The sequence below is a fragment of the Sorangiineae bacterium MSr11954 genome, from assembly GCA_037157815.1.
Taxonomy (GTDB): Bacteria; Myxococcota_A; Polyangia; order Polyangiales; family Polyangiaceae; genus Pendulispora; species Pendulispora albinea.
Map to the genome: position 1 here is coordinate 10,250,141 of CP089984.1, position 24,588 is coordinate 10,274,728.

18 protein-coding genes are annotated in these 24,588 nt (G+C 66.0%); 11 read left to right on the plus strand and 7 right to left on the minus strand.

Features of this window, described 5'->3' with window-relative positions:
• Positions 1–4: 4 nt before the first annotated feature.
• The 5 genes from LZC94_40065 to LZC94_40085 all read right to left on the minus strand — a co-directional run bounded on the left by LZC94_40065 (position 5) and on the right by LZC94_40085 (position 11,623).
• Positions 5–2,419: a hypothetical protein gene (locus LZC94_40065; protein ID WXB14014.1), complete on the minus strand. Its 2,415-nt coding sequence runs from the start codon at positions 2,417–2,419 to the stop codon at positions 5–7.
• Positions 2,416–4,824: a hypothetical protein gene (locus tag LZC94_40070; protein WXB14015.1), complete on the minus strand. Its 2,409-nt coding sequence runs from the start codon at positions 4,822–4,824 to the stop codon at positions 2,416–2,418. The genes LZC94_40065 and LZC94_40070 overlap by 4 nt, the downstream gene beginning before the upstream one ends.
• 184 nt (positions 4,825–5,008) lie before the next feature.
• Positions 5,009–7,423 (minus strand): hypothetical protein, encoded by a 2,415-nt coding sequence (locus LZC94_40075; protein WXB14016.1) that lies wholly within the window; start codon positions 7,421–7,423, stop codon positions 5,009–5,011.
• 193 nt (positions 7,424–7,616) lie between these two features.
• Entirely contained in the window at positions 7,617–9,368 is a 1,752-nt protein-coding gene (locus LZC94_40080; protein ID WXB14017.1) for a glycosyl hydrolase family 18 protein, read from the minus strand.
• Between the two features lie 677 nt (positions 9,369–10,045).
• On the minus strand, positions 10,046–11,623 hold the full coding sequence (locus LZC94_40085) for a L,D-transpeptidase (protein WXB14018.1): 1,578 nt from the start codon (positions 11,621–11,623) through the stop codon (positions 10,046–10,048).
• 80 nt (positions 11,624–11,703) lie between these two features.
• Between LZC94_40085 and LZC94_40090 the strand changes: the two genes are divergently transcribed.
• Positions 11,704–12,711: a hypothetical protein gene (locus tag LZC94_40090; GenBank protein WXB14019.1), complete on the plus strand. Its 1,008-nt coding sequence runs from the start codon at positions 11,704–11,706 to the stop codon at positions 12,709–12,711.
• A 78-nt stretch (positions 12,712–12,789) separates the two neighbouring features.
• On the plus strand, positions 12,790–14,394 hold the full coding sequence (locus tag LZC94_40095; GenBank protein WXB14020.1) for a right-handed parallel beta-helix repeat-containing protein: 1,605 nt from the start codon (positions 12,790–12,792) through the stop codon (positions 14,392–14,394).
• Here LZC94_40095 and LZC94_40100 read toward each other — a convergent pair.
• Positions 14,377–15,228: an NIPSNAP family protein gene (locus LZC94_40100; protein WXB14021.1), complete on the minus strand. Its 852-nt coding sequence runs from the start codon at positions 15,226–15,228 to the stop codon at positions 14,377–14,379. The genes LZC94_40095 and LZC94_40100 overlap by 18 nt on opposite strands.
• On the opposite strand from LZC94_40100, the gene LZC94_40105 reads away from it, so the two are divergent.
• The 5 genes from LZC94_40105 (at position 15,227) to LZC94_40125 (ending at position 19,204) form a co-directional block, all read left to right on the plus strand.
• Entirely contained in the window at positions 15,227–15,886 is a 660-nt protein-coding gene (locus LZC94_40105) for a TetR/AcrR family transcriptional regulator (GenBank protein WXB14022.1), read from the plus strand. The two genes, LZC94_40100 and LZC94_40105, sit on opposite strands and share 2 nt — an antisense overlap.
• A gap of 40 nt (positions 15,887–15,926) precedes the next feature.
• Entirely contained in the window at positions 15,927–16,787 is an 861-nt protein-coding gene (locus LZC94_40110; protein WXB14023.1) for an alpha/beta hydrolase, read from the plus strand.
• Complete coding sequence (locus tag LZC94_40115; protein ID WXB14024.1) at positions 16,787–17,767, plus strand: ATP-grasp domain-containing protein; 981 nt, start codon at positions 16,787–16,789, stop codon at positions 17,765–17,767. Before LZC94_40110 ends, LZC94_40115 begins: the two co-directional genes overlap by 1 nt.
• Before the next feature lie 253 nt (positions 17,768–18,020).
• Entirely contained in the window at positions 18,021–18,326 is a 306-nt protein-coding gene (locus tag LZC94_40120; protein WXB14025.1) for a hypothetical protein, read from the plus strand.
• A complete protein-coding gene (locus LZC94_40125) occupies positions 18,278–19,204 on the plus strand; it encodes an SAM-dependent methyltransferase (protein WXB14026.1) in 927 nt (308 codons plus the stop codon). Before LZC94_40120 ends, LZC94_40125 begins: the two co-directional genes overlap by 49 nt.
• 9 nt (positions 19,205–19,213) lie before the next feature.
• Here the strand turns inward: LZC94_40125 and LZC94_40130 are convergent, their stop codons facing one another.
• Positions 19,214–19,759: an HPF/RaiA family ribosome-associated protein gene (locus LZC94_40130; GenBank protein WXB14027.1), complete on the minus strand. Its 546-nt coding sequence runs from the start codon at positions 19,757–19,759 to the stop codon at positions 19,214–19,216.
• A 284-nt stretch (positions 19,760–20,043) separates the two neighbouring features.
• Here LZC94_40130 and LZC94_40135 point away from each other — a divergent pair, with 284 nt between their 5' ends.
• From LZC94_40135 to LZC94_40150, 4 genes are all read left to right on the plus strand, one after another.
• On the plus strand, positions 20,044–20,439 hold the full coding sequence (locus LZC94_40135; GenBank protein ID WXB14028.1) for a hypothetical protein: 396 nt from the start codon (positions 20,044–20,046) through the stop codon (positions 20,437–20,439).
• 310 nt (positions 20,440–20,749) lie between these two features.
• Positions 20,750–21,925 (plus strand): YihY/virulence factor BrkB family protein, encoded by a 1,176-nt coding sequence (locus LZC94_40140; GenBank protein WXB14029.1) that lies wholly within the window; start codon positions 20,750–20,752, stop codon positions 21,923–21,925.
• A gap of 38 nt (positions 21,926–21,963) precedes the next feature.
• Positions 21,964–22,989 carry an aldo/keto reductase gene (locus tag LZC94_40145; GenBank protein WXB14030.1) on the plus strand — a complete coding sequence of 342 codons (1,026 nt, stop codon included), beginning with the start codon at positions 21,964–21,966 and terminating at the stop codon, positions 22,987–22,989.
• Between the two features lie 59 nt (positions 22,990–23,048).
• Positions 23,049–24,578 (plus strand): putative glycoside hydrolase, encoded by a 1,530-nt coding sequence (locus LZC94_40150; protein ID WXB14031.1) that lies wholly within the window; start codon positions 23,049–23,051, stop codon positions 24,576–24,578.
• Positions 24,579–24,588 lie beyond the last annotated feature (10 nt).

Sequence of the window (24,588 nt, forward strand, 5' to 3'; positions counted from 1 at the left end):
GCGCTCACGGCACCGCCCCAGCGAGCGGGATGCGCGCGACGCCGACCGAAGGTCGAAGCTTCTCGCCTTCGCCTACCTCGGCGATGGTTCCGGCGACGAAGAGAGCATCGGCGCCAAGCGCGACCGACTCGACGCTGATGGCGGATACGCCACCGGCGATGGCGGAGAACTTGGCTCCGTCGAAGTAGAAAGCATTGCGTCCGCCCGTCTCCGGCCAGACGCTGCCCGTCGCGACGAGACGGCCGCCGTCCAGCGCGAGCAGCGAGGTGAAGGTGTGCACGGTCTTGTCGAACGGCGCAGGAAGGCCGTTGTCGGGAGTAGCCAGCTCCGTCCAGCGCGTTCCATCCCAACGCGCGAGGAGCTTGCGATTGGGTTGGCGCTCGTTGGGCGTGGCAACGTACACGGCATCTTTGGTGGCCGCGAGCGCCACGACCGTGCCGCCGGCGCCCTCGCCGAGCGCGCTCCATGCGGTGCCGTTCCAGCGCGCGATGCGGTCGGCGGCGAGGGTGCCGATGTTCTTGAAGAAGCCGCCGGCGAGGACGTCGTAGCCCGAATCGTTCGCATGCGGTGCAAATGCGATGCGGTAGATACCGCCATCGAACGCATCGGTTCCTGCCTGCGGCACCAGCTTTGCGCCCTCCCAATGCGCGAGAAAAGCCTTTTTGCCATCGCCGCCAGCGACCCACAAGGTCCCGTCGGGTGCATATCCGATGTCGTGGATCTTGGGTAGCTCCTCGGTCACCAGTGGCGACCATGCGCCATCGTTCCGAACGAGGATCAGGCTCGGGTGATCCGCCGCCGCCCGGCTCTCGCACGCGAGCGCGATGGCGTCGCCTTTGCCGGCGGCCATGCGGTTGCAGCGCGTCTTCTCGGGCAGCGGCGGGGCGGCCGCCTTCCACGCGCCATCGTCATAGCGAACGAGCAGCGACGAAAGAGGCGCCCCGCCCGCATGGGTGCCCACCGCGAGACCGTAAACGGTGCAGGACTCGGGCGCCGATGCCACCGCGGCGATTTTCCCGGAGATGCCCTGCCCAGCCGTGCCGGCGGGCTTCCACGCGCGGCCATCGTGCACCGCGATGCTCTGCGACGCGACGCCGCCCGCTCCCCCGAAGTTGCCCCCCACGAGCACATCGGAGCCCGACACGCCGAGGCGCTGACGCGGCATTTGCCAAACCGCGTTCGGGTTCGGCTCGAATCCGCAGAGCCCCGACGAGAACCAGCCGTTGCTCACCGGTTTGGCGCCATCGTCGAGCGACGTCCACTTCGTACCGTCCCATTTCGCCATGCCCGCCGAGGCCATGCGATCCGGAGAGCTCCGCGCGCCGCCCACGTGGTCGAAGCAGCCGGTCACATAGAGCGCCCCATCGTGCGGGAGAAGGTGGCTCACCACGCCGGTGCCACCTGTAAATGCAACACCGTTGCCGGCGAGCTCCCACTTCGTTCCATTCCATTTCGCCAAGCTCGCGGAGCCTTTGTTTTCATCGCCCAAGGTAAAGAGCCCACCCGCGTAGAGCGTTCCATGCGGATCGCGCGCCAAGGTCAGCACGCGCACCTCGGGCTTGGCCATACGGTACTTCGCGCTCCAGGCAGTGCCATCCCAATCGGCGATGAGGTCCGAGGCCACGCCGCCGATGGAGTGAAACTGGCCGGCCACCAAAACATGGCCGTCGTCGGGGACGATATCGAACACGAACGAGTCGGGATCACCGCCTTTTGCGCCGCTCCATGCGGCGCCGTCCCAAATCGCCAGGCCCTTTGGCCCGCCGTTCTCGAACTCGACGCCGCCGCCGACCCAGAGCTTTCCATCGATCCATGCGAGGCGGCGCGCGAGCCCCATGTAGCGGCCCACCACCTCGAGCCCCTTGCCGCGGTCGACCCAAATCTCGTCCGGATCGCCGGATTGCCCCACATTGGCGGCCAGCGCGAGCTCGCCGGAAGGCCCCACCGCCACCGCGTAAAAGCCGCCCGGTCCGAGCGCGCGTCCATTCCAATTCGTGCGCCCCGGCTCCCACGCACCATTGCGCCATCGCGCTAGACCGTCGACGCGTAGATCGCCCGCCCAGCGAAAATAACCCGCCACGAGCAAGCTGCCATCGACGTCACGGGCGATATCGTGAACGGTCGGCGTCGCGCCATCGCGCCCCGTGAGGCCCGCGAGCGTAAATCGTGTATCCCAATCGCCGAATGGGGCGCCCGATGCGGGCAGCGATGGCGGGCATTTCCGCGGTGCGTCTGCGTCGGGGCCCGCATCCGCGCCGGGGCCGGCATCGACGCGGGCATCGGGGGCGCCGCCATCGGGGATGTTCGTTCCGGAGTCGGGCACGGGGTGCGGATTCGTGCCATCGTCGCTGCAAGCGCCGACCGTGCAAGCCCCCACGCCGAAGGCGACCGCCACGAGCGAAGACACACGCGTCTTCATGGCGCCTTGACGGCAAACGGGATGCGCGCGACGCCCACCGACGGGCGAAGCGTGTCGCCGTCGCCGGTCTCGGCGATGGATCCGGCGAAGTAGACGGCGTCCGCGCCAAGGGCGAGCGACTCGACATTGGTCGCGGAGACGCCGCCCCCGAGGGCCGAAAACTTGGTGCCATCGAAGTAGAAGGCGTTGCGTCCTCCCGTCTCCGGCAAGAGGCTGCCCGCCGCCACCAGACGGCCCCCGCTCAGCGCGAGCAGCGACGCGACGTGGTGCACGCTCTGGCCGCTGGGCGCGGGGATACCATTGGCCGGTGTGGCGAGCTCCGTCCACGCATTTCCGTCCCAGCGCGCGAGCACCTTGCGGTTCGGTTGGTCCTCGAAATACGTGGAGACGTACACGGCATCTTTCGTGGCGGCGATGGCCGAGACGGTGCCGCCTGCGCCCTCGCCGAGCGCGCTCCACGCGCTGCCATTCCAGCGCGCGATCCGGTCGGCCGGGAACGCTCCAATCCGCGTAAAGTAGCCGCCGACGAGGGTGTCGTAACCCGAATCATTCGCGTGCGGTGCAAACGCGATGCGGTAGACGCCGCCATTGAATGCGCTGCTCCCCGTCTGCTGCACCAGCTTTCCCCCCTCCGAGCGCGCGAGGAAGGCCTTGGTGGCGTCGCCGCCGGCGACCCACAAGGATCCATCGGGCGCATACCCGATATCGTAAATGTGGGGCAGCTCCTCGGTGACGAGCGGCGACCACGCGCCGTCTTTCAACACCAGCACGAGGCCCGGCCGCTCCATCCCCGTCCGATTCTCGCACGCGAGCGCGACGACATCGCCTTTGCCGACGGCGATGCGCTCGCAATACGTGTTCGCGGGCAACGGCGGGCCGGCCGGCTTCCATGCGCCGCCCTCGTAGCGAACGAGCCGCGAAGAGAGCGGCGCGCCGCCGGCATGGCTCGCCGACGCGAGCCCGTAGACCGTGCACGACTCCGGCGCCGATGCCACCGCGGCGATGGATCCGGAGATGCCCTGTCCGCCCGCCCCCGCCGGCTTCCACGTGCGACCGTCGTGCACCACGATGCTCTGCGACGTCACGCCGCCCGCGCCCGCGATGTTGCCGCCCACGAGGAGATTCGCGCCCGAGACGGCCAGGCGATGGCGCGGCATCTCCCAAACCGCGGCGGGATTGGGCTCGTAGCCGCAGCCGTTCAACGATTGCCAGCCGTTGAGCACCGGCTTCGTGCCGTCGTCGAGGGACGTCCACTGCTTACCGTCCCACTTCGCCATGCCGGCCGATGCGATGCGCTCCGAGGAGCCCTCCCCGCCATTGACGTGGTCGAAGCAACCGGTCACGTAAAGTGCGCCATCGCGCGGGAGAATGTGGCTCACCACGCCATTGGCGTAGGTGAATGCCACCCCGTTGCCCACGAGCTCCCATTTCGTCCCATCCCATTTCGCCAAGCTCGCGGAGGCTCGGGTCTCCTCGCCGAGCACGAAATATCCGCCGGCGTAGAGCGTTCCACTGCCGTCGCGCGCCAAGGTGAGCGCGCGCGCAACGCTCTCCTGCTTGGGCAGCGAATACGCTCCGCTCCACGCGGTGCCATCCCAATCGGCGATGAACTCCGCGGCCACGCCGCCCATCACGCTGAATTCGCCGGCCACCAGGACATGGCCTTTCGCATCGGGGACGATATCGAACACGTACGAGTCGGGATCGCCGCCTTTCGCGCCACTCCATACGGTGCCGTCCCAAATGGCGAGCCCCTTCGGCCCTCCATTTTCGAACTCGACGCCGCCTCCGACCCAGAGCTTTCCATCGATCCAAACGAGGCGTCGCGCGCGGCCCATATGGCGGCCCACCACCTCGAGCCCTTTGCCTCGGTCGATCCAAATCTCGTCCGGATCACCGAACGACTTCCCATGCGCCGCCAGCGCGAGCTCGCCGGAAGGCCCCACTGCGACCGCAGAAAAACCGCTGAATTTTTGATCGAGCCCGTTCCAATTCGTGCGCCCCGGCTCCCAAACGCCGTTGCGCCAGCGCGCGAGGCCATCGGTGCGGAGGTTGCCCGCCCAGCGGAAATAGCCAGCAACGAGCAAGCTGCCATCGACGTCCCGGGCCATATCGAGCACGGAGGGCGTCCAGCCATCGCGCCCGGTGAGCCCCGGAAGGGTAAAGCTCGTATCCCATGGACCAAATGAGGCGCTCGCTGCCAGCGATGGCGGGCATTTCCCCGGTGTGTCGGCGTCGGCGCCTGCATCGCTGCCGGAATCGACGCGCGCATCGGGACCGCCGCCGTCCGGAGCTCCGGAATCGAGCCCAGGGTGCGGGCTCGTGCCATTGTCATCGCACGCCGCCAGAACACCGGCGCCCACACCGCAAGCGGCCGCTAAAAGCGAAAACATACGCATCTTCATGGTCGAGCTCCTTCGAGAGCGCCGCTCGACCCCCCAACGCGGCCATCCTATGGGACGGCTCAACCTTAGATCGATGTATACGTTTTGACATCTGGGAAGTTTGTTTTCTCTCTCATTGACGCAATGAGTACACAACGGCGCACTGCTCCACGCCAATGGAGCCATCGAGGCGCCGCGCGCACGTTCACGGTGCCTTCGCGGCAAACGGGAGGCGCGCGACGCCAACCGATGGGCGAAGCGTGTCGCCGTCGCCGACCTCGGCGATGTTCCCGGCGAAGTAGATGGCGTCAGCGCCGAGCGCCATCGATTCGACGGCGATGGCGGACACGCCGCCGGAGATGGGGGAGAACTTGCTCCCGTCGAAGTAGAACGCGTTGCGTCCTCCCGTCTCCGGCCAAACTTCGCCGGCCGCGATGAGACGGCCGCCGTCGAGCGCGAGCAGCGAAAGGAACGTGTGCACGCTCTTGCCGTGCGGCGCGGCGATGCCGTTGGCCGGGGTGGCGAGCTCCGTCCACGCCGTTCCGTCCCAGCGCGCGAGCACCTTGCGATTGCGCTGATTTTCGGGGTGCGTGGCGATGTACACGGCGTCCTTCGTGGCCGCGATGGCCGAGACGGTGCCGCCTGCGCCCTCACCGAGCGCGCTCCACGCGCTGCCATTCCAGCGCGCGATCCGGTCGGCCGGAAACCCTCCAATGCGCGTAAAGAAGCCGCCGACGAGGGTGTCGTAACCCGAATCGTTTTTGTGCGGTGCAAATGCGATGCGGTAAATGGCGCCGTCGAACGCGTCGCTCCCCGCCTGCGGCACCAGCTTTCCGTCTGCCCCGTGCGCGAGATAGGCCTTCGAGCCCTCGCCGCCGGCGACCCACAAGGTCCCATCGGGCGCATACCCGATGTCGTTGATCTTGGGCAGCTCCTCGGTGACGAGCGGCGACCACGCGCCGTCTTTCAACACCAGGACGAGCCCCGGCCGCTCCATCCCCGTCCGGTTCTCGCACACGAGCGCGATGGCATCGCGACCCCCGCCTTTGCCGACGGCGATGCGGTCGCAATACGCCGCCTCGGGCAGCGGCGGGCCCGCCGGCTTCCAGGCGCCGTCCTCGTAACGTACGAACCGCGAAGAGAGCACCACGCTGCCCGCGTGGCTCGCCGCCGCGAGCCCGTAGACCGTGCACGACTCGGGCGACGAGGCCACGGCCAGCATCTTTCCGGAGATCCCTTGTTCGCCCTTTCCCGCTGCCTTCCACGCGCGACCATCGAGCACCGCGATGCTCTGCGACGGCACACCGCCCGCGCCCGCGAAATTGCCACCCACCAGCACGTTCGAGCCCGACACGGCCAGGCGCTGGCGAGGCATGCTCCAAACCGCACGGGGGCTGGGCTCGAAGCCACAGGAGGACTCGAGCCACCCGTTGCTCACCGGCTTCGAGCCATCGTCGAGCGACGTCCACCGCGTGCCGTCCCACTTGGCCACGCCGTCGGATGCGATGCGGTTCGGGGAGTCCTCGCCGCCGTTGACGTGATCGAAGCAGCCAGTCACGTAAAGCGCGCCGTCGTGCGGAAGAATGTGGCTCACGACGCCGGTGGCCCAGGTGTAGGCGACGCCGTTGCCGGCGAGCTCCCACTTCGTGCCATTCCATTTCGCCAAGCTCGCGGAGCCGCGGTTCTCCTCGCCGAGGGTAAAGAGACCGCCTACGTAGAGCGTTCCATGGCCATCGCGCGCGAGGGTCAGCGCGCGCCCCGTGGGCTGATCGGGTATGCCATACGCCGGGCTCCACGCGGTGCCATCCCAATCGGCGACGAGCTCCGCGGGCACGCCGCCGATCTCGTGAAATTGACCCGCCACCAAGACATGGCCTTTTGCATCGGGGACGATATCGAACACGTAATCATTGGGACCGCCGCCTTTGGCGCCACTCCAGGTGGTGCCATCCCAAATGGCGAGCCCCTTTGGTCCGCCCTTCTCGAGCTCCAAGCCGCCGCCGGCCCAGAGCTTTCCATCGATCCAAACCAGGCGCCGCACGGGCCCCAGGTAGCGGCCCACCACCTCGAGCCCCTTGCCTCGGTCGACCCAAATCTCGTCCGGATCATCGATCCCACCCAAGGTGGCCGCCAGCGCGAGCTCGCCGGAAGGGCCTACGGCGACGGCGGTAAAACCGCCCTGGCCGGGATTGTGCCCATTCCAATTCGTGCGCCCCGGCTCCCATGCTCCATTGCGCCAGCGCGCGAGGCCGTCCACGCGCAGGTTGCCCGCCCAACGGAAATAGCCCGCGACGAGCAAGCTGCCATCGGTGTCGCGCACGATATCGTGCACGGTGGGCGCACCGCCATCGCGCCCCGTGAGACCTGCGAGCGTAAATCGCGTATCCCAATCACCGAATGCAGCGCCCGACGCCTGCAGCGATGGCGTGCATTTCCTCGGTGCGTCCGCGTCGGCTCCTGCGTCGTTTGCATTTCCCGCATCGGGGCGCGGGCCACCGCCATCGGGAACTCCACCGTCGAAGCCCGGGTGCGGGCTCGTGCCACTATCGTCGCACGCAGCCAGAACACCGGCGCCCACACCGCAAGCGGCCGCCAAAAGCGAAAACATACGCATCTTCATGGTCGAGCTCCCTCGAGAGCGCCGCTCGACCCCCCAACGCGGCCATCACATCGGACGGCTCAACCTTAGATCGATGTATACGTTTTGACATCCGAGAAATGGTTTTTTCGCCGTTGGCGCAAAGAGTACGACGGCGCACTGCTTCCCGCGCCAATGGATCCATCAGGGAGCAGTGCGTCGTCAGGGCGTTCAATTATTCAATCGTAACGTCATCCACGAACACATTGCCTTGGCCAAACCAGCCATGGACCCACACCGTGACGCTATTGGACGCGCCGGTGGTAAACGGCAGCGAGACCTGCTTCCAGGTGGAGGACGAGGTCCAGGTGCTGGCGGATGCGCCTCCGGAGACACCGACGAAGGCAAAATTGCCCTGGACCCAGGCCTTCAAGGTGTAGCTCTTATTGGGCTCCAATGTAACCGTCTGTTCGGCTTGACCATTCTGAGAGGCGGTCGCCGCCACCAAGAGCGCCTTGCTGCCTCCGTGCGTCGGAGTGCTGACAATCGCGTCGCCCGGCTGCCCCCTCCAGGGATCGAGCACGCCGCTCTCGAAGTCGCCATTGACGACCTTGCCCGGGGGCGGGCCGTTGCTCACCTTGAGCGTATAGATGGCGGTGCGGGAGCCGGACGGCGCCGCCCCCGTTACGGTAATGGGGTACGAGCCGAGCGCGGTCGTTGCCGAGGTCGACACCGTCAGGGTCGCGGAGCCACCGGCCGTGACCGAGGAGGGGCTCACCGTGGCGCTCACGCCTTGCGGCGCGCCGCTCACTTGGAGATTCACGGTCTGCGCCTGCCCCGACGTGACGGAGGTGCTCACGGTGGCCGTGGCCGACTCGCCGGGTTTCACGGTGCCCGATTCGGGGGCTACGCCGATCGAAAAGTCGTTTCCGGTGCCCCCGCTGGTGAAGGGCGCGAACGCTTGGGTGAAGAACCACGTGGGTTGGTCGATGCCGGAGCAATCGTTTCGCGCGCCCGTGCCCGGGCACTTGCCATTGTCGCGCTGCAGCGCCCAGAACGATATTTGGCTGATGCCGAAGGAGTTCGCCCAATTGAGCACGGGGTTGGCGTCGGCCTTCTGGAAGGTCTCGCCCGGGCCGAAGTCGTCGATGCCAATCATCTCCGTCACGCCGATCATGGCGGCGAGCTGCGCGGGTGTTTTACCCGGATACAGCTGCCCCAATTGATTGCGCAGGCCGGCGGCGGCCGTCTTCGTGTCCTCCGCCATTTGATGGTTGGGATTCCCATCGTAATAGTCGAAGGTCATGATGTTGACGATGTCGATCCGCGCGTTGTTGGACACCGCGTTGCGCATGACGGCGAGCCCCGTCTCCGCCAGGCCGTTGACGGTGGTGGGCAGCGTGTAGGTAACCTGGAGGGTGCGGCCATTGGCGGCCGCCCAATCCTCGACCTGCTTGACTGCCTTATTTCGGCGGTCGATGCCGGCGGTGTTGGTGAGCGAATTGTCTTCGATGTCGAAGTCGATACGCGTGATATTGTAGGTGGTGATGACGCTTTGGATGGCGGCGGCGATCTTGGAGACGTCCGTGCAGCTATCGGCGATCTCGGTGCCCGTATTTCCGGCGGTGTAGCCGCCGAAGGCCGGAATGACATCTCCGCCATTGCTGCGGATGGTCGCAAAGTCATTGCCGAAGATGGATTGGGACACCGGCATACCGGCATCTCCGTTCCAAAGAACGGTGCACGAGCCTCGGGACGCGGTTTGCAAAAACGCCATCGTCAGGAATTTTGCGCCGGACTGCTGAGACAAGGTCGCGGGGCTCTCCCCGGTCCAAGCCTCGAAGTAGGGAGCAAAGACACGGCTGGGAATCGCTGCGGCCGTCTTGACGGGGCCGGCAGCCTTGGTCTCGGCAACGCCACCCGTTGCAACGACGGCGGCGGTTGCCGCCGCGAGCACCATGGCCGGAAGGGCTTTGAACAATCGCATTTGCGCTCCTGTAACGTGAAGAGGAACTGAACGACGAGCGCGCGCGACCGTGCAACACGGGGACCATGCCCCCATCAATCGTCATCCCGCGGCGATGCGACCTCCCCGGTGATGGCCATGATCAACGCGATCAGCGTTACGGATCAACTTCGCCATGATCGACTCGATCAGGGTCCATGATTTTACCGCCAGGGCGCAAGCACCGCCACGCGGGGCTCATAAATCAAAAAATCAAACTCTCTATCTGCATCCATCAATCAATCCCGGCTGCATCTGTGCGGCCCCAGCATCCTGGCGGTCGATCCTTCTTCGCGACCACCCCGAAGCATCAACCGCCAGGGCGCTAGCGCCGCCAAGAGAAAGAGAACGAGAAAAATCAAACATCATAATCCCTGGCGATCCTGGCGCCCTGGCGGTTGATCCTTCTTCGCGACCACCCCAGAGCATCGAACCGCCAGGGCGCTAGCGCCGCCAAGAGAAAGAGAACGAGAAAAATCAAACATCATAATCCCTGGCGATCCTGGCGCCCTGGCGGTTGATCCTTCTTCGCGACCACCCCAGAGCATCGAACCGCCAGGGCGCTAGCGCCGCCAAGAGAAAGAGAAGAGAAATCAAAACATCATAATCCCTGGCGATCCTGGCGCCCTGGCGGTTGATCCTTCTTCGCGACGGCGCTCTCACTCATGAACGATGACGCGCGTCCCCGGATTTTTGTCGGTGGCCCGCACGGCGTGCCAACCCTTTGGCAAGACGGGCCCCGCCCACTCGAAGAGCACCTTTGCGTCGTGCGGTGTCATGTTTACGCAGCCGTGGCTTCGCTCGTGCCCGAAGTTGGAGTGCCAAAAGGCGCCGTGGGTGGCGTAGCTGCCGTGGAAGTACATGATCCAGGGGACGTCTTGGATCGAATAGGGCCCCTCGCTGGTGGCGTCGTCGTCCATGGTGGCGGCCGTGAACTTTTCACGGATTTGGAACGAGCCTTGGATCGTGTGGTGATCTTGGGTCTTGTCCTCGTCGTTGTGGCGGCCGGTGGAGACGATGGTGGCGTAGACGGGCTTTTCGCCTTCGTAGGCCACCAGCGACTGCGACTTTACATTGATATCGATCCACTTCTCGCCAGGCTTCAGATCGGGCGGGGGTGGCATGGCCCGAAGCGCGCGCCCGTCGAGATCCTTCATCCAGAAATTTTCGGCTGTCTCGTAGTAGGCGCGCTCGTCGACGATGTTCTTCTTTCCCGTGAGCTGCAGGATGGAAAAACGCGACAAGCTCTCGTGGCGGCGCACCCGCTTCTCCGCGTCGTCGTACTCGTAGCGCCAGGCGCGGGGGTTGGTGACGAAGCCGAGCGGCAGCTTTCGCTTCTCGTCGTCGCGGCCGACCCAAACGCCTTCGAACTCGGTCGTCGGTTTGTGCACCAGGATGTGATCCGAAGGGACGTAATAGCCGTCGGTGGTGCGCCACATTTTTCCGCCGGGTACTTTGATTTCTTTGTCGAGCGACAAATAAAACCCGCGCACCATACGAAGTACGATGAGGCCCGTCTCGCCCTTCAGCTCCTCGAAGGTGACCTGCGGCCGGCCCCCGCCATGGTTCTTCACGTACCAGGGCGCGTCGGCCCCGGACGCGGCCATCGCGGCGGCTTCGGGGGTGGGGAGCGCCTTGCCATCGGCCCCGCGCTTGGTCTTGCCGATGGCGAGCCCGCGCTCGGCCTCCGCGCGCTCTTTGCGCTGGGGAATGCGGCGGTAGAGCGGTGTGCCGTTGGTGAGGTTCAACCCGTAGTCGTAGGGCAGCGGCCCGTCGGTGTACGGGAGGTGCGCGGCGTTGGCGAGCTCCTTGTTGTTCAAATCGGGGGTCACGAACTTGCCGCACATGAAGCCGCCGGAGACGAGCTCGTACCAGCCCTCGGGGCAATTGCTCTTTTTGATGACGTGGGGCTTTACCTCCACGATGGCCCCTTTGCGAAGAGAACCGAGTCGGATGACGCCCTGACGCTCCTCGGCCGCCTTGCTCGGATCGCGCGGTGGAAATTCGGTCGCACTGAATACCGGCGCGGGCGACACGAGGGCCGCGACGCGCGGAAGGGCGGGGGCCGCTGACGCCCCGGCATCGCCCGGCGCCGAGGCCATGGGCACGACGGTTCCTTCCACGGCGGCGTCCGGCTCGTTCTTGGCCTCGTTTCCGCTGCCGCGGCACCCGGCGGAGGTAAATGCAAGCACAGCGGCCCCGAAGAACCAGGCTGAGCCGACCCTTTTCACCGACATGTTGCCCCGGTATCATAGCTACTGCCGTGGTTCCACTTCGCGGCGTCCCGCGGCGGCGCTAATCTCTGCCCCGGAGCACCATGATCCCCTTCGAGGAAGCGACCACAGCGGCTCGACGCACGCCCATTCGGGAGCTCGGGCTGACGATCGCGGGAACCGTCCTCGAGCCGGTGATTGCTCAGTTCGAAAAGGAGCTGCTGCGCGCGCGCATCACGCGCGTTCGTCCGCGCTATTACCTCTCGACGGAGTGGGGTGTTCCGGAGGAGACCGTCGCCATCGCGATTCCCTTCTACCTGGTGCGCCCGGAGCTCACGTTGATCCACGCCGAGCGGGCCTGTCACGTGGAGGGCGCGGGGCCAAAGGAGATACTGCAATATCTGCGGCACGAGATGGGCCACGTGATGAACTACGCGTACCGCCTGCACGACCGCAAAGATTGGTCGGAGCGCTTTGGCTCGATGTCGCGGCCGTATGAAGAGGAGTATCGCCCGCGCCCTTTCAGCCGCGAGTTCGTTCATCATCTTCCGGGTTGGTATGCGCAAAAGCACCCCGACGAGGATTGGTCGGAGACATTCGCGGTGTGGATGACACCCGAGCTGGATTGGCGCAAAGAGTACGCAAAGTGGCCGGGGGCGTTGCGCAAGCTCGAATATTGCGATCGCGTGATGCTCGAAATTCGCGAGCGCGATCCGATAACCACCTTGGCGGAGCTGGATGGAGACGTGGCGACGCTCTCGATGTCGCTCGAGCAATTTTATCAGGAGGCCACCAGCCTCCCCGGCGGGCATGTATCGGGGCTCGATCGCATGCTCTCCACCCTCTTCGCCGAGAGCCCCGAAATCGGCGTGCGCCTCGCCGTTTCGGACCTGCTCCGCCGCGTCGAGCGCGATCTTCCAGGCTCGGTGTTCCATTGGACGGGACATATGCCCGAGCGCACCCGATGGCTCATCGAGCAGATGGCCGAACGCGCCGATGCGCTTGCGCTCACCTTTCGCGTCGAGCGCGAACAAGAGCTGACGATTGCCATTACCAGCTTGGTGACGGCGCTCGCCATGAATTGGCAACAGAGTGGCCGCTACGAGACGTGACGGCGGGTACGTGACGGCACGACGTGGCCGCGGTGACCGCGGTTGACGACGCATCGTTCCATGTCGATAAATGGCGGAATGCTTACCCGAGGAGCATGGGCGTCACTGATCCTCCTCGCATTCGCGTGCGGTCCGTCCGATCCGGCGAGCCCGACCCCGGTGCGACCGAAGGACGATGCGACCATCATCCGTGAACCATCCAGCATCGCACGCGTCACCGCCGACGGCCCCCTTCGACAGGGATTTGGCGCGCCACCCACCGACACAGCCGTGACGGTGCACGTGGTGGGCACGCGCCTCGAGGGCGCGGAAGAAGTCCGCGTGGGGCCGGCGGACAAAGCCATCTTCGGGATCGTCACCGAGAACACGCCCACGACCCTCGCGTTCACCGTGAAGGTCCCGCACGGCGCGCCGCTCGGAAAGCAGCCGCTCACGGCGCGCGTCGCAAACGGTACGGTTTCGTACGCGGACGCGGTGACCATCGGCCCCATCGTCGCATCGCCGGACGGTCGCGACAGCCGCGACGCTTCGACGATCGACGCGAACCCCGCGTCGAGCGCGGAGCCGGCGGGCACCGAGGGTAGCCCGTTTCGCTCGCTCACCAAGGCCATCTCCGTGGCAGGCGAGGGCGATACGATTCTTCTTCGCGACGGCACCTACGACGCCCAGCACGGAGAGACGTTCCCGACCATCACGAGCCACTCCCCCGTGACATCCGCCCCCAACGTCCTCGCGGGGCTCACGATTAAAGGGGAGAGCGCCGAGAAGACGCGCATCGTGGGCCCGAGCAGCGAAGTGTGCGCGGTGGGCAAAGGGCAAGTGGGCCTCGCCCTCGCGGGAGATGCGCGGATCGAGAGCCTCGACGTGTCGGGCTTTTGCGAAGGCGTTTCGGTCAACGCCGGCGCGGCGACCGTGGTGGGGGTCCGCGTTCACCACGTCTATGTCGGCATCTATGCGCTGGGCCATGCGAACGTCACCTTGGAATCGGTGGACGCGGACGCCTGGGCCGACGCGGTGGAGGCCGTCGAGCAAGCGTCGCTCCATGTCGTGGGCGGGCGGCTGCACCACAGCTGGAACGGCATCAGCTTCCGCAGCCGCGGTACGCTCACGGTGACCGGCACCGAAATCGACGCCAACGGCGAGCCCGATGACGATGGAACGGGCGGCATTTGGCTGCCGTACGAATCGGTGGTCACCATCACCGACGCGAAGATTCACGACAACAACCCCTTCGGGATCCTCACCGGCTACAAGATAACGAGCCTGCCGCTCACGGTGACCCGCACCAGCTTCGTCAACAACGCTCGGGCGGGCCTCTATATCGGCGGACGGTGTACGGTCAAGGCGCGCGAGTCGACCTTTGCCGACAAGCAGCACGACGTATGGATCGAGTCGGGCGCCGTGCTGGACTTCGGCACCCCGAAGGATCCGGGAAAGAACACGTTCATCATTTGCGGCGCCTGCAACGCGTTCCTCGACGGGCGTTCGGCGGGAAACAAGCTCGACACCCCGCCCATCACGGTGACGGGAAATACCTGGATTGGGATCCCCGCGTCGCCCCCGGTCGGCTGTTCGGCCGCCGACAGCTCCGCGGCGACCCCACGCTATTGGCAAATTCGGAACCCTGGCTATTGCCCATCCGCCATTGGCAACGTGATCCTGAACTCACCCGCGGAGCAGTGAGCGCGCCGTCGGCGCGAGCCGCAGAACCTGCGGTTTGCCGACGGCGTGGCGGCCGAACACGTGCCGGCGCGGCGATTGCTCGAGCGCCGCGAGGTAGGCCTCGTGGGCGGCATGATCAGGAAAGCGCGAAAACCAAGCGAACCAATTCCCCTCGCGCACCGGAAGCGGTGGATAGGTATTCGGGCTCTCCTCGCTCACCAGGACGGCGGCCATCGATGCACCGCAATCGTTCAGCACCGGTTCGAGCTCGCGTTCGAAGAAGTCGAGGTAAGCCGAGTCGATGGGTGCATCGAGGGACAGGAGCGTGCCGCTCAAAAGGCCGCGCGCGGGCGCATCGGGCGCATCGGATGCATCCCGCGGCGCGCGGTCGCCGTCCGGGAGCTCGAAGCCGGAGCCTTCACGCGCGGGGCGCAAGAGGATGGCGTTGTTCGTATCGACCATGGTGGCGCGGGCGGCATCGCGGTGTTCTTTCCAAACCGTGCCGTCGTCGTAAAATGCGGTGAGCGCATTTCGGCGCGCGGCCATATCGTCGAAGCCGCGCAGCCATACGAATTGATTGGGATCGTCGAGATCGCGAAATTGGCCGATGATCTTCATGCCCGTGGCCTCTTGCGTCTCCACGAACTCGCGGTCGAAGAGGGCGATCATGGTGTCGCGTGTTCCAGGGCGAAGCGTGTATTGCCTGAGCTCGATGATGGGGGAGTAAGTCGGCATGGCGTCCAGATGCTCCAAGGTGCAACGTAAAACAGACCGGGTGTCCGGTTTTGTTAATACCGGCGGGTCGTCCGGTTTGTCAATCGAGCCGCCTGCGATTTGCGCTAGGGTGCCAAGCATGAGCGAGAGGCGTGCGGCGGGACGCAAGCGCACCAACGATCCGGACGGGATGCGGCGGCGCGTGCTCGACGTGGCCGCGGAGGCTTTTCAGGCGCGCGGCTATCACGCCACGAGCATGCACGAGATCCTGAGCGCGGCGGGGATGACGGGCGGCGCGCTCTACCATCACTTTCCGACGAAGAAGGATCTGGGGCTGGCGGTGATCCGCGAGCGGGTCGCCCGCGAAGTGAACACGACCTGGATCGAGCCCGTTCAATCGGCCCGCGCCGCGAGCGAGGGCATCTTCGAGGTCTTCGACGCGATCATCGCGAGCTTGGACGAGCGCGGCGCCGTGCAAGGCTGCCCGCTCGGCAACTTGGCGCTCGAGCTCTCGCTGGCCGACCCCGACTTCCGCGCGGCGGTTCGCGAGGTCTTCGAGACCTGGCGGCGCGCGCTCGCCGAGCGCCTGCGCACCGAGCGACGCGCGGGAAAAGGCGAGACGGATCCGGAGGCGCTCGCCACATTGATCGTGGCCTCGTACTCGGGGGCGATGGCCATGGCCAAGGCCGAACAAAGCTCGGAGCCGCTCAAGGTCTGCGCGGACGAGCTGGCTCGCGTGCTCGGTCCGCGAACGCGAAAGGGACAGGAGCACGCGCGCGGCGCCGCGTCTTCCAGGTAGACGCGCCGAGCATCCTGGTAGAGTTCTTGGCTCGACAACGATGGGCTCGAACCTCCCTACGCTTTCACACACCTTCGTCACCGCCCCCGATCACGCGCCGTCCCGCTGGATCTTCTTTCTCCATGGGATCCTGGGGAGCGGAAACAACTTCCGAACCTTGGCCCGGCGCTGGGTGCTGGCGCAGCCGAGCCTGGGGCTCGTTCTGGTCGACCTGCGCATGCACGGGCGCTCGCAAGGGTTCGAGGGGCCGCACACCATCGAATCGGCGGCGCGCGATCTCGCGACCCTCGAGCCAACCGTGGCGGAGCGAGGCGGAAGCGTCGCCGGCGTGGTGGGGCACAGCTTCGGTGGCAAGGTAGCGCTGCAGTACGTCGCGCAGCGCGCGGAGGCGGGGCGCGCGCTCGACGAAGCGTGGATCATCGACTCCACCCCGGGCGCCCGACCGAACGCGGCGGGCTCGGAATCGACGGTCCGCGTGTACAATCTGCTGCGGTCCCTCCCTCCTCTCTTTCCGACGCGCGCGGCCTTCAACGAGGCGCTCGCCGACGGAGGTCTCGACATCGGCATGATCCAATGGCTCGCCATGAACGTGGACAAGACCGAAGGAGGCTTCCGTTTCCGGCTCGATCTCGACGCCATCGGAGCGCTGCTTCAGGACTACTTCGCGCGCGACTTCTGGCCGGTGGTGGAGTCGCCGCCGGGCACCTCGGTGCACCTGATCATCGGCGGGCGCTCGCTCGTCCTCGATGAAGCGGACCGCGAGCGCGCAGCCCGCGCGGCCAAGAACGACCCCAGGGTCACGGTCGACATCATCCCCGACGCTGGCCACTGGGTTCACGTCGACGCGCCGGATGCGCTCTTCGACGTGCTCTCGCAACCCGGACCCGCCACGAACGGCTGATGCGCGTCACCGTCCTGACGCACCTCGAGAAGAAGGGGGACACGAAGTACGACGTGGTCGTGGACCAAGTCGCCGAGGCCCTGCGTTCGGAGAAGCACACGGTGAAGGTCCTGGCCGTGCACGGCGACGTGGCGGCGCTCATCGAGGGCATCCGCGCGCAGCGGCCGGGGCTCGTGTTCAACTTGGTCGAGTCGTTCGGGCGCCACTTCGCGGGTGAAATCGGGGTGGCGGGGGCTCTGCAGCTTTTGTGCGTGCGGCACACGGGGGGCGGGCCGGGCGAATACTACCTGCAGCAGGACAAAGCGCTCACCAAGGAGATCCTCGCCTACCACGGCGTCCCTTTTCCCAACTACGCCGTCTTCCGGCACGATAGCTATCCCGATACGAGCGGCCGCCTGCGCATGCCGCTCATCGTCAAGCCGCTGCGCATGGACGCATCCATCGGCATCGAGACCGACTCCCTCGTCCGCAGCGCGACGCAAATGATGAAGCGCATCGTGGCCATCCACGAGAAGATCAAGGACGCGGCGCTGGTGGAAGAGTACATCGAGGGCCGCGAGTTCTATGTGGGCGTGCTCGGCAATCGAAAGCCCATCGCGCTGCCGCCCATCGAGATGGACTTTTCGGGGCTGCCCGCGGGGATGCCGCGCGTCCTCGGGCGCCGCGCCAAATGGGTCAAGTCGAGCCCCGAGTACAAAGGCACCAAGTCGAAGATCGCCGAAATTCCAAACGAGACGAAGCTGCAACTGCAACGCGTGGCCCTCGACGCCTACCGCGCGCTCCGCGTGCGCGACTACGGGCGCATCGATCTGCGGCTGACGCCCGCGGGCGAAGTCTACGTGATCGAGGTGAACGCCAGCTGCTACCTCGAAAAATCCGGGGAGTTCGCCACCGCGGCGCAGGCTGCGGGGATTCGCTACGGCAGCTTGGTGAACGCGATCGCCAAGCTGGCGCTGGCGCGCTTTCGCCGTCCGTATTGAGGCGTTGGGGCTTGCGGCGGCGAGGACGCGCGCCCTTGCGCCGGCGGCCGCGGCGGATGTGCTGCGCGGGCGCGGATTGACAGCGGGGCGCGTCACCTTATTCTTTGCGGGTGGGCTCCCCCGAGCCCGGCGCCTCGCAGGTCCTCCCGGCACGACCATCGCGATCGCGAAGAGGGCTCGGCCCTTCGGGTCGTCGCTGCATGGTTTTCTCCCTATCGCACCCGAGCCGGGCGGGGCAATCGCGAGGAGAGCCATGGCCAATCGGCATTCGCACAAGAAACTACGGGCAGAAGTTCGGGCCCGAATGCGGGAGACGGGGGAGAGCTACCAAACGGCGCACCGGCGGATTGTCGCAGCCGCCGAGTGGAGGCAAGCCAAGCGACACCAGCCCGGCGCCGTCGATCTCGTGCCGTTCACCTTCTTCGGTACGCCCGCGTTCTTGTCCGTAACGGATGCGACCTTCGTCCAGGTGCTCACGGTGATGCAGCATACGCCGCCGTCGGCGCGCACATGGATGCCTCCCCGGACAGCCTGGCTCCGCCCGCGGGGGAAGAATTGAGCGCCTCGGCCGAAGGCGCGCCGCTCGGTGATGTCTCGGACACCGCGCGATGGGTCGCCTACTTTCGAGCCTTGGAGTCCGAGCGCCGCGATGCGCTCTTTCGCGATCCGCACGCGCGGCGGCTGGCCGGCGAGCGCGGACGCGCCATCGCCATGCGCCTTCGCAAAGGGCCGCTCGCATGGTCGCTCGCGGTGCGAACGCGGGTGTTCGACGAGCTCATCGTCGATGCCGTTCGAACGAAAGGCGTTCGCACGGTCGTGAACCTGGGCGCGGGGCTCGATACCCGGCCCTATCGCCTCGCGCTCCCGTCGAATCTGCGATGGATCGAGGTCGAGCTGCCGGACCTGCTCCAGTTCAAGCAGGACGCGCTCGCCGGCGAGCGTAGCGTGTGCGCCGTCGAACGCGTGCCGCTCGATTTGGGCGATCGCGCGGCACGCAACGCGCTTTTCGAGGGCATCGGCCGGAGCGATCCGCGCGCGTACCTCGTAACGGAGGGATTGCTCGTCTACCTCGACGAGATGGAGGTCGCCTCCCTGGCAGGCGATCTCGCGCGCGCCTTTCCCGATGGATCGTGGCTGCTCGAAAACGTGGCGCCGTTCGTCTTGGCGCGGCAGCGGCGCAGGTGGAACGAGCCCCTGCGCGCTGCGCGAGCCGAAATGAAGTTCGCCCCCGCCGAGGGCCTTGCGTTCTTCGCACGCCATGGGTGGGCGCCTCGAACGACGAAGTCGCTGCTCGACGAGGCCGAACGCTTGGGACGCGAAATGCCCTTTGCCAGACTATCGCGTTTCTTGTTCACACTTTTCCCATCGCACTACGAGAAGGTGCTCGGTGCGGTGGTGCACGCGGTGATGGAGCCGCGCTCGCCTGAAGACCCCTGAAAGCGCCGGTTACCGTACCGCGACCGTGCTCGCCTGAGGGCCCTTGTCGCCGTCTTCCTCCGCATACCGAACTTCTTCGCCGATGCGGAGACGGTTGAATCCGTGGTGCAGCACGCTGTTGCGGTGGAAATAAATCTCGCGCCCGTCGCGCGTCTCCAAGAAGCCGTAGCCCTCGTCGGCGAAGAGCTTCTTGACGCGCGCCCGGCTCACACCATCGTGCCGTTTCACGTCGCGGCGAACGCGGCGCGCGTGCTCGTGCAGCACCCGCTCCGCGTCGTCGAACGCGTCTTCGATGGCCGCATAGGCGTCCTCGTGTGCGGCTTTTTCCGGTGGATCGCGTCCAACGACGAGCTCTCCGTTGGGCACCGTGATGTCGATGCGCACGTGGTAGTGCCTGCCGTGGTGATGCTTCCGATGCGGTGCCTCGATGACGACGCGACAACCAATGATGGCGCCGAACAGGTGATCGAGCTTGTCGACCTTCTTTCGAATGAGATCGCCCAGGGATGGGGACGGTGAGAAATCACGAAACGTTAGCTGACACGGTAGGATCATGAAGGCTCCTCCGTAGGATGTCGGAACCCCAACCGGGGATTCGTCGAATCCTCGTTATGGAAGCAAGATGCTCGCACGTGGCGTGCCGGCCCATCTGCGCGAATCCGCCACAGTACGTTGCCGTCCATCTTGCTTCCCTCTGTTTATAAGTTTGGGTAAACCTGTGGAAAAGAGGGCAGTCGGATCAGGCTTGCTCTTTCATGCTTTGGTTCGAACTCCGGGGGGAGGGATCCGTGGCACCACACGAGCGCGCCATGAGCGGCGCAGGGTTCTGCAGGATTGTCTTGGCTGATGAGCCAAGCGAACGGCCGGCTTTTTTGGCCTACGGGCTGCGCCAACGCGGTCACGCGGTATGGATCGTCGACACGGCCGCGCGCGCGCTCGACGCCGTACAACGGTATCGCACGCAGTGGCTGGTGACCAATGTGGCGCTGCGCGATGGGAGCGGCCTGACCCTTCTGCGCCGCCTTCGCCAATCGCTGCCCGTGCGCGGCATCGCGCTGGCGAGCGTGGACGTCGATGTCCCATTCATGCACGCGGCAGGATTCGACGCCGTGTGGATCAAGCCTCTGTCCATCGCGCACGCGTGCATGTCCATCGAGCGCTTGCTGGGGCATCATCCTTCGAGCTCCGCCACCACTGGATCCGTCGCGCCGAAGCTCGCCCGCCTTCCGACGTGACATGACCGCACCATGCGGGTGCACGCCGGGTGCATGCCTCGTGCACGCCGGGTGCGGGAGAACGTCTGGGGCGAGCGGACATGCCACGTGTGTGGCGGGATGGTCACCGAGGCCTGGGGAGGCACGCGTGTGCGACACGTGCCAGGACCGCGACGTGCAATGTACACACATTCGGTCGCGAAGTAGGCCCGGCCATTTTCGCCCGTCGGCGTCGTTTTGAAACTCGGGCAGAAGCCCTCGCGCCGGACCGTGCGTTTTGACGTCTCTTGAATGACGTGCGGGCCGAAATCTGGGCGATAATGAAGGTCCCTTGTCCGAGCCCGAGCGTTCGAAGGCGGTCGCGAAGGAATCGATGCTGGTCAGCAGCATCCGGCCAGCCCTGCGGGCCGAGGCATCCGATTCGACGCTCGACGTTTCGTCGCCCTCGCTCGAGCCTTCGTCCCCTTCGCTCGGAGTATCCTCGCCGTCGCTCGGCGTATCGTCTCCTTCGCTCGGAGTATCCTCGCCGTCGCTGGACGGGTCGTCGCCCTCGCTCGACCTCCTCGGACCGCCGAGCTCGCGAACCTTCCAGCGAATCCCCTGGCACGTCCGCGCCCGCGTCCTGGCGCGCAATGTCGCGCACGGGCTCTATGTGCACCATGCCTTCGATCATGCGGCGGCGATGGCGTTCTACTTTTTTCTCGGCATCATCCCGCTGCTCGTCTCGTGCGGCATGATCGTCGGGCAAATCGTGCGCACGGAGGGGTCCGACGCGTTTCTGGCGCCGCTCTACCGCATCATGCCGCCCATCGCGGCGGATCTGTTGCGCGGGGAGTTGGTGGACATCGCATCGTCGGCCGCGTCGGCCCCCCAGGTGGCGCCCATCACCTTGCTCGTGTTTCTGTGGCTCACCTCCAACGGCTTCCACAACTTGATGGACGTGTTCGAGCTGCTCACGGCGGCGCAGCGGCGCTCGTGGCTGCGAAAGCGGATCATCGCCGTGGGCTGGGTGCTCGGCATTTTCGTGGTGGTCGCGGCGGCCACCTGGATCCTGCTCCGCGGCAGCGGGCTGCTCGCGGCCATGGGGCACCACGACTGGCTGCCGAAGGTGGTCCGGCGGGTGCGGGAGCTGCTCGAGGAAGGGTGGCAGCGGCAGGGCATCGTGCTCCTCTTCGCGGCGATCAGCGTGCTCGGTTTGGCGACCTTTTACCGGTTCGCCATCGTGCATCCGCCGGGGGTGAAACGTCATGTGTGGTCGGGGACCGCGGTGGCCATCGTGCTCTGGGGCCTCGCGTCATGGGGGTTCTCCGCGTACGTGAAGACCCTGGCCAACTACGCCCTCTACTATGGAGGCGTCGCCACCATGGCCACCACGCTCCTATGGCTCTATCTCACCAGTCTCGCGCTGGTGATCGGGGCCGAGGTCAACGCTCAGCTCGAAGGGATCCGTGCCTCGACGAACTCGATGATGCGGCGTAAGGGCGTGCTATCTGCACGTAACGCTTGACGCGACGGACAAGACCGACAAGACGCGGAGGCAGTCCCATGGAATATCGAACTCTGGGCAAGAGCGGGCTCAAGGTGTCCACCCTTTGCCTGGGCTGTATGACCTTCGGCGAGGCCGACGACAAATCCTTCATGTACCAGGTGGGCGCGAACGAAGAGACGTCGCACTCCATCCTGAATCGCTCGCTGGAGAGCGGGATCAACTTCTTCGACGTGGCCGACGTCTATGGTCAAGACGGCTTGTCCGAGCGGGTCGTCGGCAAGTGGTTCGCCCGCGAAAAGAAGCGCAATCAGGTGGTGCTCGCCACGAAATTCCGCTTTCGCACCTGGGATGGTCCCAACGGGACGGGCGCCTCGCGCTACCGCATCCTGCGCACGGTGGAGGCGAGCCTGCGCCGGCTCGGCACCGATCGCATCGATCTATACCAGATCCACATGCAGGACATCGATACGCCCGAGGAAGAGACCCTGCGCGCGCTCGACGATCTGGTGCGGCAAGGCAAGGTGCTCTACATCGGCGCGAGCAACTACGCGGCGTACCGGCTCACCGAGAGCCTGTTTTTGAGCGAGCTGTCGCGGCTGGAGCGGTTCATTTCCTTGCAGGCACAATATTCGCTCTTGGTGCGCGAGCTGGAGCGCGAGCATGTGCCGCTTTGCCGAAAATTCGGGCTGGGCATTCTCCCGTGGTCACCGCTCGCCGCCGGCTTTTTGAGCGGCAAGTACGACAAATCCAAGCCGCTGCCCGACGACGCGCGCCTGGCGAAATGGAAAGAGCGCTGGCAGTCCTTCGACAAGGACCGAAACTGGCGCATCCTCGCGGCCGTGAAGGCGGTGGCGGGGGAGCTCAACGCGACGCCGTCGCAGGTATCGCTCGCGTGGCTCTTGCAGAAGCCGACCGTCACGTCCGTCATCTTCGGGGCGCGGTCGGTGGCGCAGGTGGAGGACAACCTCAAGGCCGCGGCGTTGGTGCTGCCGGCGGGCGCGGTCGCGCGGCTCGAGGAGGCCAGCGCGTTCGAAATGGGATATCCGTACGACTTCATTAAGAACATTCAGGGTCGCTGGTAGCCGCCAGTAATCTTGTCGAGAAGTTGCACCTCAGCGCTCGAGGTTGATGCAATACGCCCATGCGATTGCACGCGGTGGCGCACTTCTCGCTTTTGTCGGCCTTGTTTCTCTCGTCTACGGGGTACGCGCTCCCGGGGCGCGCGCTCGCCGAGCACACGCACCCGACGGCGCCGGCATCTGCCGCACCGGCGTCGCCCGCGCCCGCACCGGCGTCGGTCGTCGCGGCGGCGCCGGATGCACGCCCGGCGGCCGCCGTGCAGACGCCGCGGGAGGCGCTCGTTTCATGGCTGAAGCCGCGGATCCCCGCGGGGGGGACCTTGATCGATCGCGTCGATGCTCCCGTGGCGGTCGCGCACGTGGCCCGGCAAGGCGAGACGGTCGAGAGCGTGGCGGACGCGTACCTCGATTTGACCGACGTCTACCTGCGGTCCGACCTGGTCGCGGCGATCGTGCGCGAAAACGCGCTGGGCCGGGCGCTGCTCGCCAAAGGCCCGCTCGCCAAGGGCACGCGCATCGTCATCCCCCGCATCGTGAGCGCGCCGCGCGAGACGATCGAGGGCGCGCGCTTGCCGGCCGCGAAGCCGGGCGAGCCGATGCGCGGCTTGTACATGCGCGGGCAGACGGCGGGCACGGCGAACTACACGCGCATCCTCGATCGCATGGCGCAGCACGGGCTGAACGCGCTGGTGCTCGATACGAAGGACTACGACGGATGGCTGACGTATCCCTCGCAGGTGCCGCTGGCCAAAGAAGCCGGCGCCATCAAGTCGCCGCCCATCGCCGATCTCCGGCGCACCATTCGGTTCGCGCACGACCGCGGCATTCGCGTGATCATGCGCGTGAGCTGCTTCGACGACGAGCTCATGGCCAAGGCCCGTCCGCGCTTGTCGGTGCAATCCAAGGCGGGGCGCGCGTATCCCATCGGCTGGCTCGATCCCTCGAACGAGGAGGCGCAGGGCTACATTCTGGCGCTCGTCGAGGAGGCACTCCAGGCGGGCGCCGACGAGATTCAACTCGATTACATGCGCTACCCGGTACTCGGGATCAAGAACGCCAACTTCAAACTTGCCGAACGAAATCTGACGCAGACGGTGGTGATTCGCGACTTCGTGCGGCGCGTGCATCACGTCACGCAATCGCGCGGGGTGCCGCTGTCGCTCGACATTTTCGGCGTCGTCGCGTTCGGGCATCGATCGGACATCGAGGGGCTCGGACAAGATCCGGCCATGCTCGCTACCGAGTGCGAAGCGCTCTCGCCCATGGTCTACCCGTCGCACTACGCCAAGGGATTCAATGGCTGGGACGAACCTGGTGATCACCCCGAGATCGTGGGCATGGGGACCAAAGCGATCCGCGAGCTGATTGCCTCGCAGGGCATCAAGGGAGGCGCGGTCATAAGACCCTGGCTCCAAGCGATGCACTACAAGTCGCCGAGCTTCTCGCCGCGCTATTTGGCCGAGGAAATGCGCACGGGAGAGAGCGCGGGGGCATCAGGCTGGCTGATGTGGAACCCAGGTCAAGACTACGGCTACACATGGGCGGTGGCGTCGAGGCAGGAGAAACGCGGCCCGACCGCCCGTAAGCCGTGATAGCTTCTGG